The 12,940-nt window shown below is 33.3% G+C and carries 11 protein-coding genes; 8 read left to right on the top strand and 3 right to left on the bottom strand.

All coding sequences use genetic code 11. From position 1 onward, the window contains the following. Positions 1-71: 71 nt before the first annotated feature. Together ACFSC2_RS11940 and ACFSC2_RS11945 are read left to right on the top strand one after the other, a co-directional pair. On the top strand, positions 72-623 hold the full coding sequence (locus tag ACFSC2_RS11940; protein WP_379815214.1) for a hypothetical protein: 552 nt from the start codon (positions 72-74) through the stop codon (positions 621-623). A 50-nt stretch (positions 624-673) separates the two neighbouring features. Further along, positions 674-1,252 (top strand): hypothetical protein, encoded by a 579-nt coding sequence (locus tag ACFSC2_RS11945; protein WP_379815213.1) that lies wholly within the window; start codon positions 674-676, stop codon positions 1,250-1,252. Between the two features lie 63 nt (positions 1,253-1,315). Here the strand turns inward: ACFSC2_RS11945 and ACFSC2_RS11950 are convergent, their stop codons facing one another. Continuing rightward, positions 1,316-1,669, bottom strand: a complete 354-nt coding sequence (locus tag ACFSC2_RS11950; RefSeq protein WP_379815212.1) for a hypothetical protein — start codon at positions 1,667-1,669, stop codon at positions 1,316-1,318. Positions 1,670-1,710: 41 nt separating this feature from the next. After that, positions 1,711-2,736, bottom strand: a complete 1,026-nt coding sequence (locus ACFSC2_RS11955; protein WP_379815211.1) for a LacI family DNA-binding transcriptional regulator — start codon at positions 2,734-2,736, stop codon at positions 1,711-1,713. 166 nt (positions 2,737-2,902) lie between these two features. On the opposite strand from ACFSC2_RS11955, the gene ACFSC2_RS11960 reads away from it, so the two are divergent. The 3 genes from ACFSC2_RS11960 to ACFSC2_RS11970 all read left to right on the top strand — a co-directional run bounded on the left by ACFSC2_RS11960 (position 2,903) and on the right by ACFSC2_RS11970 (position 8,904). Further along, complete coding sequence (locus ACFSC2_RS11960) at positions 2,903-5,542, top strand: TonB-dependent receptor (protein ID WP_379815210.1); 2,640 nt, start codon at positions 2,903-2,905, stop codon at positions 5,540-5,542. Positions 5,543-5,828: 286 nt separating this feature from the next. Next, entirely contained in the window at positions 5,829-7,049 is a 1,221-nt protein-coding gene (locus ACFSC2_RS11965) for an MFS transporter (RefSeq protein WP_379815209.1), read from the top strand. Continuing rightward, positions 7,039-8,904 carry a trehalase family glycosidase gene (locus ACFSC2_RS11970; RefSeq protein ID WP_379815208.1) on the top strand — a complete coding sequence of 622 codons (1,866 nt, stop codon included), beginning with the start codon at positions 7,039-7,041 and terminating at the stop codon, positions 8,902-8,904. Before ACFSC2_RS11965 ends, ACFSC2_RS11970 begins: the two co-directional genes overlap by 11 nt. 133 nt (positions 8,905-9,037) lie before the next feature. Here the strand turns inward: ACFSC2_RS11970 and ACFSC2_RS11975 are convergent, their stop codons facing one another. Further along, entirely contained in the window at positions 9,038-10,012 is a 975-nt protein-coding gene (locus tag ACFSC2_RS11975; RefSeq protein WP_379815207.1) for a polyprenyl synthetase family protein, read from the bottom strand. Positions 10,013-10,284: 272 nt separating this feature from the next. Here ACFSC2_RS11975 and ACFSC2_RS11980 point away from each other — a divergent pair, with 272 nt between their 5' ends. The 3 genes from ACFSC2_RS11980 to ACFSC2_RS11990 all read left to right on the top strand — a co-directional run bounded on the left by ACFSC2_RS11980 (position 10,285) and on the right by ACFSC2_RS11990 (position 12,939). Then, on the top strand, positions 10,285-10,803 hold the full coding sequence (locus ACFSC2_RS11980) for a YceI family protein (protein ID WP_379815206.1): 519 nt from the start codon (positions 10,285-10,287) through the stop codon (positions 10,801-10,803). A gap of 109 nt (positions 10,804-10,912) precedes the next feature. Then, entirely contained in the window at positions 10,913-11,512 is a 600-nt protein-coding gene (locus tag ACFSC2_RS11985; protein ID WP_379815205.1) for a TetR/AcrR family transcriptional regulator, read from the top strand. Between the two features lie 95 nt (positions 11,513-11,607). Continuing rightward, positions 11,608-12,939, top strand: coding sequence for a TolC family protein (locus tag ACFSC2_RS11990; RefSeq protein WP_379815204.1), 1,332 nt, complete (start codon positions 11,608-11,610; stop codon positions 12,937-12,939). Position 12,940: the final 1 nt, after the last annotated feature.

Below are 12,940 nucleotides of genomic sequence, written 5' to 3' on the forward strand. Positions count from 1 at the left end.
AACAATCACATTTATTTAAATCTTTTTTTTACGTACTTTTACGTAAAAATTTGTTAAAATAAACGTTAAGTATGAATAAAATTCAATTTTCAATCGATTGCAAATATTATTTTGTGATTTTGACAGTCTTATTCTCAAGTTTTGCAAGTGCACAACAAGCGTATGTTATTGATAACAAAAATCATTTTTGGGATAAAGTTCAGTTTGGAGGCGGTTTAGGTCTAGGAATTGGATCTGGTTATACCGACATTTCTGTAATGCCGAGTGCTATTTATAATGTAAATCAAATTGTAGCGGTCGGTGTTGGACTTCAATTTGGATATTTAAATTCGCGAAACTATTATGAATCTTACGTTTATGGAGGAAGTTTAATAACATTGGTAAATCCGATTCCAGAAGTACAATTATCTGCCGAATTAGAACAAGTTCGTGTTAACACCGATTACAATGCAAGAAATGGTTTCCCTCAATATTCAGACAATTTTTGGAATACCGCTTTATATCTAGGTGCTGGTTACAGAACCGGAAACGTGACAATCGGTGCACGTTATGATGTGCTTTACGATCCAGACAGAAGTCTTTACGGTTCTGGATTTATGCCTTTCGTGAGGGTTTATTTTTAAGTTGCTAAGGCACTGAGATACTAAGTTTCTAAGGTTTTAAATGTAGGGATTTGAAAAAATATACTTTTATAATTATAGCGATTTTAGCTTTAAGCTGTAATAATTCAAAGAAGTCAAACATTGAAAAGGAAAAGGTTGTAAAAAAAGAATTACAACCTTTTTTTGATTCTGATGAAATTGATCATTATTACTTGAATTTTTCTGAGGATGACTTTTTTAAATTAGGTCGAGCCAAAAAAACAAGTAAAAAGGAGGAAGAGCTTTTTAAAATTTTCGTCTATAGTTTTCCAGATTCAATTCCTAAAAATGATTTTGGAAAAACACTATTAAAACATCATTACGTAAAAAGTAATCTTTCACTTCATCAGCAAAAAAAGATTGAAAATGTATTTAGTGAAAAAGATTCATTAAAACATGATGCTTGTGCCTGTATTGCCGAATACAGAGATATTTTTATTTTTAAAAAGAATAGAAAAACAGTTGGAATAGCAAAGATTTGTTTTAAAAACGGTCGTTTCCAGATTATAAACAGTAAAGCTACAACTGAAGATTTTGGACATTGGACAGAATTAGACAAACTACAAAAAATCGTAAGACCAGAAAATTATAGTATTTTGGTAGAAGAGTAATATTTATTTGTAAAAGTATAGTTAAAAAACTTAGCAGCTCAGGATCTTAGTATCTTAGCACCTTTATTTATAAAAATTCCTAAACCAAACTTTCTGCCATTCTCTCTTCAAAATCAAAAAAGCAACCTGTTCAGCCAGAATTACCAAATCAGATCCATCAAGACTTTTTATCTCATTTTCTGGTACATCAATAATATAAAGAAGGTTTAAATATTCAGCAAATTTGTACTGAATCATTCGATATATTTTTTCGTGGAGCTGTATTTTTAATTCATCAGGCGAAATGCTTAACGGAAAATCGATGCCTTCATTTGCCAGATTAAAATCCTTATTTATCTGTTCGATAAGATTTAGATATAAATTTTCTTTTTCGGCATCAGCCAATAAAAAATCGGTATTTTCAGGAATCGGAAACATTGATGCTTTTTAAGAATTTGCGCAAAGTTAAAACTAAAAAATCATTTTACAGTCGATTCTCTTTCTATGATTCTTGTAGGAAGTTCTATAATTTGATGCTCCACCTTTCTGTTCTCTTTTATATCAGCAATTTCATCAATTAAAATAGAAACCGCAGTGTGTCCCATTTCAAATCCAGGCTGGTCAATTGTCGTTAATTTAGGCGAAATTACAGTACTCATAAACCAGTTGCTAAAACCAAAAACAGCTACCTGATCCGGTGTTTTTATTCCCGCTTCATTAAAATATTTTATAATTCCGATAGCGACTAAATCGGTAATGGCAAAAATGGCATCGATATCAGGATGTTCAGTCATGATTTTTTGCGCGTTCTCGTAGCCGTCTTCAAAATCGGTATTATTGTCGCACACGTAAACGAGTTTCGAATCATACTCAATTCCGTGGGCTTCTAGTGCTCTTTTATAACCTAAAAAGCGATCAATTGAATTTTGAGGAACATACGAACCTCTAAAATGAGCGATTTTTTTATAACCTTTATTAATAAGGTACGAAACAGCATCAAAAGCAGCTTTGGCATCATTAATAACCACTTTAGAACAATCTACTCTTTTCGCAATTTTATCAAACAAAACGACCGGAGTATTTTTTCGGATCGCATCATTAATATGAGAGAAATCATCTGTTTCATTAGAAAGTGACATTAAAACGCCGTCAACACGTTTCTGAATCAATAAAGCAAGTTGTTTTTTCTCAAGTTCATATTTTTCATTTGATTGCAGAATAATAACCAGATAACCTCTTTTTTCGGCTTCTTCTAAAATTCCATTCAAAACACTCGAAAAAAAGTGATGAACCGTTGCCGGAATAATGACACCAATAGTTTTGGTTTCGTTAGTTCGAAGATTAACGGCAACAGAATTAGGGATATAATTCATCGTCTCGGCCATTTCAAGAACCTTAGCACGAGTCGATTTGCTAATGTCTGTATACCCTTTAAGAGCCTTTGAAACAGTCGTAACCGATATACCTAATGCCGAAGCTATATCTATTAGTTTAGTGTCATTCATAAAATAAATGTACTAAAAAATAAATTTCATAATCTAAAAATAAATTTTCGAAAACGTTTTAGGTGATTTCGAAAACGTTTTCGATTTTTAATTCTTAATTTCAAGTTAATTAGTCTTTAAGTTTACATCTATGAAATGAAAGTTTTACTAACGAAACCAAACCAAAATGAAAAAACAGCATTATTATTTACAGATATTATTTTTGATAATATGCCTGATTACTGCTCAAAATAAGACATTTGCGCAGGCAAAAAATACAGTATCGGGAAAAGTAGTAGATGAAACCGGACAATCGATTCCGGGGGCTAATGTATCTTTAAAAGACAAAGGGAAAAATGTAATCACAGACGAAAACGGACATTATATTTTTACCGATGTTATTGCCGGAAACTATTTTGTAGAAGCCACAAATGTGGGTTACAAAACGTATAAAAAAGAAATTTCAGTAAAAGAAGGAGAATCTGTAACGGCAGATTTACTTTTAGAAACCGAATCGCAGAGTTTGAAAGAAGTTGTTGTAACAGGTTCATCTGCTCCAAGATCTAAATTAGAATCGAGTGTTGCCATTACAACAATGGGAGCCAAAGCAATCGAGGACAGAGCGCCGTCGAGTACGGCAGCATTATTACAGACTATTCCAGGATTTGTGGTTGAAGCATCTGGAGGTGAAATCGGAAATAACCTTTTCGCAAGAGGTATTCCATCCGCAGGAGCTTACGAATATGTACAGATTCAGGAAGATGGATTACCAGTTTTTGAAGATGGTGCTTTACAATTTGCAAATGCCGATACTTTTTACCGACTAGATGAAACGGTAAGCAAAATGGAAGCGGTTCGTGGAGGTTCTGCCTCAATTTTTGCAAATAATGCGCCTGGTGGAATTATCAACTTTATTTCAAAAACAGGTCAAAACGATTTTCAGGGAAGAGCAAAATTCACAACTTCTGATTACGGAATGTTTAGAACTGATTTGAATTTATCTGGTGCTTTAATTCAGGATAAATTGTTTTTTAATGTCGGAGGATTTTACAGAACCGATAACGGCGTTAGAAACACAGGTTTTACAGCGAATAAAGGCGGACAAATAAAAGGAAATATTACTTATAAATTTGACGATAACGATTATTTAAGAATTAACTTCAAACATCTTGACGACAGAAATACATTCTATTTACCAATTCCTTTAAAAAGCAACAACGGAAAAGTAGAAGGAATTCCGGGATTTAATCCAAATTACGGAACGTTGACTTCAGTAAATTTAAGTCATTTAAATGTTCCTCAATACGGAGGCGGTACTTTCAGTGCCGATTTAGAAGATGGTTCACATCCAATTATCAACTCAATTGGAGCTGAGTTTAAAAAGAAAATTTCAGAGAAAGTTACTTTCAAAAATGCATTCAAGCAAACCAGCATCGATTTAAATTACAATGCTATTTTCCCTAATGGCGGACCTTGGACACAAGAGGCTTATGCAACAGGTGTTCAAAATACAACCGCAAGTAACTTAACATACAGCTACGTAGACAATGGAGAGACTCTGGATCAAAACGCTTTAATTATGAGAGCAGATCTTTGGCACATCGAGAAAAAGATGAGCAATTTTGCTAATAATTTCTCTTTTTCTTTTGATTTAGATCCTGTAAAACTAACAGCGGGTTATTACTATTCTAACTGGAAATCAAATCAATATTGGAACTGGAATTCTTATTTAGTAGGTGTTTCAGACAATCCGAGATTATTAAATGTTACCGATAATACAACTGGGGTTCAACATACTTGGAATGGTGTAGAAAGAATTACATGGTTAGAAAGAGACGCGCAGACAAAAGGTCTTTTGAATGATATTTATGCTGATGCGGAAATCAAAGCAACAGATAAACTAACTTTTAATGCTGGTTTACGATACAATAAAGACAAATATTCAGGATACAGAGACAACGCCAGATTTTTTGCTGAAGACTTAGGGATTTTAGACAATAATACTGCCGATGATGCGGTAACAACCGTAAAAGGAAATCCGTACACGTATTGGAGATATGATGTAAGCGAGTGGTCATATACAGCAGCGGGAAATTATAAATTTAATGATAATATGGCTTCTTACGTGCGTTACAGCCACGGTTTTAGATCGCCAATCGAGGAATCATTTTATGATAATGCAGCCGATTTGAGCAAATTGGAAAATACAGAAGTAAATCAGTTTGAATTAGGTTATAAATATTCAAATTCTTTCTTCTCTGTAAATGCCAACTTGTTTCACATGAATTTAAAAAATGTTGCTTTTACTGATATTTTATCTGATGGATCTTCTGAAAATAAATTTGCCGATGTAAACAATATTGGTCTTGAAGTAGAAACGAATGCGAGATATAAATTCGCAAAATTGAATTTTACATTTACAGTTCAAAAACCAGAATACGACAACTTTACAGGAACAAATGCAGATGGTTCTACTTTTGATTTTAATGGAAATACAGCACGAAGAATCCCTAAGTTTTTCTGTAATCTAAGACCAGAAGTGGATATTACAAAAGATTTTACAGCGTATGTTCAGTTTTCTTATTATGATAAAAAATTCACCAATCAGGATAACAAACAAGTTTTACCGGCTTACAAGGAAGTGGGAGCAGGTTTGAATTACACATATAACAATCTTCGTTTTGCGGTAGATGCTTCGAACTTATTCAATGAAATTGGTTTGACAGAAGGAGATCCGAGACAAACCACATCTGCGGCGAGCGATGTGTTTATGGCAAGACCTATTTTAGGACGTGCCTTTAGATTTTCGGTAGCGATTAATTTTTAAATTTATAGAGACGCACTGCGGTGCGTCTTTACATAAAAATACAATGTAACACAATACAGGAATGTAGAGACGCACAGCAGTGCGTCTCCGCAACGTAACCAAAAAGCATAGACAATTTTTAACCACATAGAAACATAGATTTTAGTATCAAAAAAATAGAAAAAAACTAGTTTCCACACATAGCTATGTGAATTAATGTAGTGAAACGTCTTTAAACATAAAGTAAACTATGTTTCTATGTGTTTAATTTCCATGCAGTAACGCACAGACAAAACAAAATAAAAAAATGAAAAACATAGGAATTAAAATTTCCCTCTATCTCAATTATTTTGTCTTCGCTATTTTACTAAACAGCGTTGGGATTGTGATTTTAAAATCACAGAAAAATTATGGAGTCGATGAAGTTCAGGCCAGTATTTTAGAAGCTTTTAAAGATATGCCAATTGCAATTGTATCTTTTTTTATAGCTTCTTTTTTACCAAGAATAGGCTATAAAAAAGCAATGCTTGCAGGATTAGCTTTGGTTACTTTGGCCTGTATTTCTATGTATTTTGGAAATTCATTCGACAATGCTAAAATCCTTTTTGCCACCGTTGGAGTTTCTTTTGCGCTGATAAAAGTTTCCGTTTATTCGTTAATAGGAACCGTGACCGAAACCAAGAAAGAACACAACGCTTTGATGAGCAGTATTGAAGGTTTTTTTATGGTGGGAATTGCGCTGGCTTATTTTTTATTTCCAGCGTTTAATAACGAAAAAGATCCAAATTCATGGCTAAATGTATATTGGCTATTGGCAGGATTATCGTTTTTGTCCTTTCTGTTTTTACTTTTTATAAAATTTGAAGAAACCGAAACAGCAGCAGGAGTAAATCTCAAAGATGATTTTCTGCAGATGTTTAAATTAATGGCAAAACTGCTCACCATTATTTTTGTTGTCAGCGTGTTCTTATTCGTAATGATCGAGCAGGGAATACTTTCATGGCTTCCTACATTCAATACCAAAGTACTTCACCTGCCAGAAAATATAAGTATTATGATGGCAAGTATTCTGGCGGTTTCATTAGCCGTTGGAAGATTGATTGCCGGAATTGTAACTAAAAAAATAAACTGGATTTGGGTTTTAAGTTTTTGCATTATCTGCGCCATGCTTTTGGTCACATTTGTACTTCCAAAAACAGTGGGATTAGAAGTAAAAAATATTGATACACTTTCAGATATTCCATTAATTGGGTTCGCATTTCCTTTAATCGGACTTTTTATTGCGCCTATTTATCCGTTATTAAATTCTATTGTGTTAAGTGCACTGCCTAAAAACCTGCAAAGTTCCATGACCGGATTAATTGTCATTTTTTCTGCTCTTGGCGGCACATTAGGTTCCAGAATAACAGGATGGCTGTTTAAAAACGAAGGGCCGGAAAAAGCCTTTTATTTTACCTTAATTCCAATGACCTTATTATTGATTTCCTTTTTTATCCTAAAAAAAATTACTGCAAAAGATGAAATTTAAACTCCATATAAACCAAACCATCGAAAAATTATTGCTTCAGGAAGATACCGACGGCGATAAAAAAATCACGATTGATGACAACGGTCCTAAAAAGTTTTTATTGAATGATGAAAACGGAAATTCTGCCGTGATTGAAGGGACGTATCAGCTTTCAAATTTATTGCAAGAACTGGCTTTGGCCAAGAAAAACAGTACTGAATTTGCCGTAATAGATTTAAATGAAATCACCGAAGATCCTGTAAAAAGAATTTCAAGAAAAATCAAAGATTTGTATTGGAACGGTCTTACGCGAACAATCGATGCTGCCGGCGTAAAGAAAATCCTCGAAGATGATAAAATAGAAAACGAATTTGCCTATTTGTATGTGCCTTTTGGCGACGAAATTGTTTTTGATTATTTCAAAAAATTAGAAGCCGTAACACCCAAATTAAAAGTGGTGCAATTGCCTAAAAATATTTCTCCAGAATATGTTTTATCGCTTAACAAAAAACCTGGAATTCTGGCTTTGGCGCTTCAAATTAAAAACAATGAAATCTCAGGAGTTCCGTTCGTGGTTCCCGGCGGCAGGTTTAATGAAATGTATGGCTGGGACAGCTATTTTATCGCCAAAGGACTTTTGATTGATGATAAAATTGAATTGGCTTTAGGTATAGCCGAGAACTTTAAATATCAAATCGATCACTACGGAAAAATTCTAAATGCAAACCGAAGTTATTATTTAACCCGTACACAGCCGCCATTGTATACATCGCTGATTATGGATGTTTTAGAAAAGTCAAATCCTGATATTTTTTGGATTGAAAGGCATTTAAAAACCGCTATAAAAGAATATCTGACGGTTTGGATGGAAGAAGGAAAACGACTTACAGCAAATGGTTTAAATCGTTATAAAGCAGAAGGAATTGGACTTCCGTTTGAAGTGGAAGAAGGGCATTTTGACGACATTCTGGAACAATATGCTCCCAAATACAATTTATCGACACGCGAATTTGAAAAGAAATATCTGGAAAGAGAAGTGGTTGATGAAGAACTCGACAAATATTTTATTCACGATCGAAGCATGCGCGAAAGCGGCCACGATACAACCAATAGATTAGTTGGAGTCTGTGCTAATTTAAATACAGTTGCCATTAACAGCCTGCTTTATAAATATGAAACTGATATTGCTTTTTTGATTCAGAAATATTTTAAAAATGAATTTCAGTATTTTGAAGATAAATCTTTTTCAAGCGAATATTGGCTGCAAAAAGCTTCTGCGAGAAAAGAAAAAATAAACAAATTGTTATGGAATCCTGAAAACGGAATTTATTACGATTATGATTTTGTGAATGAAAAACAGCATGTTTTCGATGCTGCGACCACATTTTATCCGCTTTGGGCAAAAATAAGCACGCAAGAACAAGCAGAAATTTTGGTAAAAAAGACACTTCCAAAATTTAAAATGAAAGGCGGCATTGCAGGAAGCACCAAAGAATCAATTGAAGGTGTTCATGAAAATGCTCCTATACGACAATGGGATTATCCGTTTGGCTGGGCGCCGCATCAAATGCTTTTGTGGAAAGGGCTTTTAAATTATAATTTTAATGATGAAGCACAAGAAATGGTCTATCGCTGGCTGTGGCTTATAACCAGAAATGCAGTTGATTACAACGGAACAATTCCGGAAAAGTTTGATTTATCGATAAGCTCACACAAAATTTTCGCAGAATACGGAAACGTAGGAACCGAATTTAATTATATAACCGAAGAAGGTTTTGGATGGATGAACGCATCATATCAATTTGGTTTGACAATTCTAAAAGAGGATTTAAAACAAAAATTATCAGATCTTGTTGATCCTGATGAACTTTTTTAGTAAAACAGTCTTCTGAAAACAACAAACCCGACAGGTTTTTAAAACTTGTCGGATTTGTTTATGTAAAAGATTGCCGAAGATTAAAGGATTTCCAAGATTAATCCATGAAATCCTTTAATCTGCAGCTAAAAAACTAAACTTTTCGTCCCATTAAATTTTCGCCGAAAGTTCTTAAAACATCTTTTTTATCAGCGCTGATTTCCATTTTTTCTAAAGTTTCAAAAGCTTTTAAAGTGAACATTTCAATAGCATCTTGCGTTGCTTTTGAAGCGCCGGATTCGTTAAAAATTGCCTTTGCAGTTTCAATTTTTTCAGAATTATCATCTAGTTGTAAAGTAAATAATTGTTCTAATTCTAATGCTTTTTCGCTTGACGAAAACTCTAAAGCTTTTAAATATAAATAGGTTTTTTTGTTCTCTATGATATCGCCTCCAACTTGTTTTCCAAAAGTTGCTGGATCTCCAAAAGCATCCAGATAATCATCTTGAAGCTGGAAAGCCAAACCTAAATTAAGTCCGAAATCGTAGATTAAATCGGCTTCATTTTCTGAAGTTTCGGCTACAATCGCACCCATTTTCATTGCAGCAGCAACCAAAACAGCTGTTTTGTATTCAATCATTTTTAAATATTCAGGAATTGTAACGTCTTTTCGAGTTTCAAAATCAACGTCCCATTGTTGTCCTTCACAAACTTCAAGAGCCGTTTTACTGAATAATTTTGCAAGATTTCTAAAAACATTTGGCTCATATTGCTCAAAATACTGATAAGCCAAAATCAACATTGCGTCTCCAGAAAGGATTCCGGTATTTAAATTCCATTTTTCATGAACAGTAACCTGCCCTCTTCTTAAAGGAGCATCGTCCATAATATCATCATGAACAAGAGAAAAATTATGAAAAACCTCTACAGCCATTGCAGCCGGCAGTGCTTTTGTATAGTCGGTATCAAAAACTTCAGAAGCCATTAACGTTAAGACTGGGCGAATGCGTTTTCCGCCAAGACCTAAAATGTATTCTATTGGTTCGTAAAGATTAAAAGGTTCTTTGTGAATGTTTTGTTTTTGTAAATATTCTATAAAAAAATCCTGGTACTGACTAATATCGTGCATAAAATGGAAAAATCTGATTTATGAGGCTCAAAGATACAATTCAATTATGAATTATCTAGTCGAGAAAAGTATTAAAAGAAGTTTTTAAGGATTTCGGGACTTTGAGCATTCTCATTTTTAATATGTTAAAATTATTTTTAAAAAACATGGAAACTTTTTTGGTGTTTAGAGTTTCCTGTTTATATTTGCACCATAAATTTGGAAACTTAGAACACTGTAAAAGTTTCCGTTAAAAACAGAATGATTTATAAATCAAACAAAATCAGTTGTTTATGAAAACAAAATGGACCTTAGACTCTAGCCAATCAGACGTTTTATTAGAAATGAGACGATCTAGAACTGCTTATATGGGAGGAACTGCAAATAGATTTGATGGATATGTGGATATTGAAGACAATGAAATCGAAGATGCTTCGGTTGAATTCTCTTTGGATATTAATAATAAAAATGAAAGTTTCCAATCTATTGATGCTTATTTACAGCTTCAGGATTTTTTTGAAGAAGATGAACATCCAATTATCAGCTTCAAATCGACTTCATTTCAAAAAGTGAATCAAAACATCAATTTCTTTAAAGGAGATTTGACTATAAAAGACGTTACCAGAGTGGTAGAATTAGACGCTGAATTTCTAGGTGAAAATATCTATAACGGGGAGAAAAAAGTAGCTTTTGAAATTAAAGGAAAAATCAAACGTCAAGATTTTGGGTTAGAATACAGTTCATTTAATCATCACGGAGCAGCATTAGGAAAAGACATTAATATTGTCGCGAATTTAGAATTTAGCATATAAATCGTACGAATTGAATAAATTAATGTAAAAATTATTACAAATTTATCGGAAACTATTTTTTTGATTTTAGTTTCCAAACTATATTTGTAATACAATTTGAGAATTAAAAATGAAAGAGAAAATAATTTCAAAAGCAAGCGAGTTATTTTTAAAGCTTGGTTTTAAGAGTGTTACGATGGATGATATTGCTGGTGAAATGTGTATTTCGAAAAAAACGATTTATAAGTATTTCTGCAATAAAGAAGTTTTGATTGAGGAAAGCACCTCAATGGTTCATAGACAAGTTCACGAAATTATGGACAGCATCGTAGCCAAAAATTACAATGCGATCCATGAAAATTTTGAAATTAGAGAAATGTTTCGCGATATGTTTAAAAACAATATTGATACGTCGCCGATTTATCAATTAAAAAAACATTATCCAGAAATTTATCAAAATATCCTCTCTCACGAAATTGATCAATGCACGCAATGTTTTAGAGATAATATCGAAAAAGGAATCCGAGAAGGACTTTACAGAAGTGATTTAAATATAGAGGTGTATGTTAAATTTTACTACACATTAATTTTTCATATTAACGAAAATACGGTTTCTGAAAGCGAAGCACAGCGAATAGAGTTAGAAGCATTAGAATATCATACTCGTGCAATGGCTACAGAAATGGGAGTCCAAGAATTAGAAAAACAACTAAAAAGAATTATCATTTAATCATCAATCCAAAATTAATCGTCATTCGTTTACGGGGAGTATAAAATGTAATGACGAAGCTATCTCAAAATTTAAAAATAAATATTTAACTACTTATGAAAAGAATCCTTCTTATATTTTTGTGTACAATTGGCTTCTCGGCCGGTGCACAAACAACTTTAACCTTGAAAGACGCAGTCAATTATGCGCTTCAAAATAAAGCTGATGCAAAAAAGGCAAAGCTGGAGGTTGAAAATAGCGAATATAAAATTCAGGAAGTGCGCTCTAGAGCATTGCCTCAAATTTCTGCCAACGGAAATCTAACGTACAATCCAATTATTCAGACTACAGTTATTGATGGAGCAGGATTCGGTCAGCCGGGAACTACAATTCAGGCGGCTTTTGGCCAAAAATGGACATCGACTGCAGGACTTTCTTTAACTCAGGCAATCTTTGATCAATCTGTTTTTACAGGTTTAAGAGCAGCTAGATCTACACGCGAATTTTATCAAATAAACGATCAATTAACAGAAGAACAAGTTATTGAAAGAGTTGCAAATAACTACTATTCTGTTTATGTACAACAAGAAAGATTAATTTTATTAGACAGTAATTACGTAAACACAACTAAAGTTCGTGATATTGTAAAAGGACAGTTTGATAATGGTTTGGCTAAAAAAATTGATTTGGACCGAATTGTTGTAAAAATGTCAAATATAGACACAGAACGTCAGCAGATTAAAAATCAAATTACTTTACAGGAAAATGCTTTGAAGTTTTATATGGGAATGCCTATTGAAACTCAAATCGTTCTTCCAAAAGAAGAATTTGAAGTTATTCCGGCGGCGTTGACAGAAGAGCCAAATATTGAAAACAGAACAGAATATTTGCTTTTAAAGAAGCAAGAGGAGCTTTTGGTTTTCAATAAAAAAGCAGTTCAGGCAGGTTATTATCCAACACTTTCTTTAACAGCTGGATATAACTATATCGGGCAAGGACCAGAATTTCCTTGGTTTGCAAAACCAGACAAAGGTGTTTATTGGTCAGATTTCTCTTCTATCGGATTAAATCTGCATGTACCGATCTTTACTGGTTTCGGAACTCGTGCTAAAGTAAGACAAGCAGATGTGCAAATCAGATCTTTACAAGAAGATATCAAAGACACAAAACTTTCTCTTGATTTAGATTACAGAAACGCAATCACTCAGATAAACAATAACCTTGTTACAATCGAGAACCAAAGAGAAAACATGCGTTTGGCGACAGAAATTCTTAGCAATACCAAAAACAATTACCTTCAAGGATTAGCATCTTTAACGGATTTACTTGATGCTGAAAATGCATCACTTGAAGCTCAAAATAACTATACCAGAGCAGTTTTAAATTATAAAATTGCCGAAATATCTCTAATTAAATCAAAAGGCGAACTAAAATCTCTTACTAAATAAC

It is taken from the genome of Flavobacterium artemisiae, assembly GCF_042678225.1.
GTDB lineage: Bacteria > Bacteroidota > Bacteroidia > Flavobacteriales > Flavobacteriaceae > Flavobacterium > Flavobacterium artemisiae.

Excerpts from the sequence above, each read along its gene's own strand:
- ACFSC2_RS11940 (WP_379815214.1), top strand. The coding sequence starts at position 72 with ATGAATAAAATTCAATTTTCAATCGATTGCAAATATTATTTTGTGATT.
- ACFSC2_RS11950 (WP_379815212.1), bottom strand. The coding sequence starts at position 1,669 with ATGTTTCCGATTCCTGAAAATACCGATTTTTTATTGGCTGATGCCGAA.
- ACFSC2_RS11955 (WP_379815211.1), bottom strand. The coding sequence starts at position 2,736 with ATGAATGACACTAAACTAATAGATATAGCTTCGGCATTAGGTATATCG.
- ACFSC2_RS11960 (WP_379815210.1), top strand. The coding sequence starts at position 2,903 with ATGAAAAAACAGCATTATTATTTACAGATATTATTTTTGATAATATGC.
- ACFSC2_RS11965 (WP_379815209.1), top strand. The coding sequence starts at position 5,829 with ATGAAAAACATAGGAATTAAAATTTCCCTCTATCTCAATTATTTTGTC.
- ACFSC2_RS11970 (WP_379815208.1), top strand. The coding sequence starts at position 7,039 with ATGAAATTTAAACTCCATATAAACCAAACCATCGAAAAATTATTGCTT.
- ACFSC2_RS11975 (WP_379815207.1), bottom strand. The coding sequence starts at position 10,012 with ATGCACGATATTAGTCAGTACCAGGATTTTTTTATAGAATATTTACAA.
- ACFSC2_RS11980 (WP_379815206.1), top strand. The coding sequence starts at position 10,285 with ATGAAAACAAAATGGACCTTAGACTCTAGCCAATCAGACGTTTTATTA.
- ACFSC2_RS11985 (WP_379815205.1), top strand. The coding sequence starts at position 10,913 with ATGAAAGAGAAAATAATTTCAAAAGCAAGCGAGTTATTTTTAAAGCTT.
- ACFSC2_RS11990 (WP_379815204.1), top strand. The coding sequence starts at position 11,608 with ATGAAAAGAATCCTTCTTATATTTTTGTGTACAATTGGCTTCTCGGCC.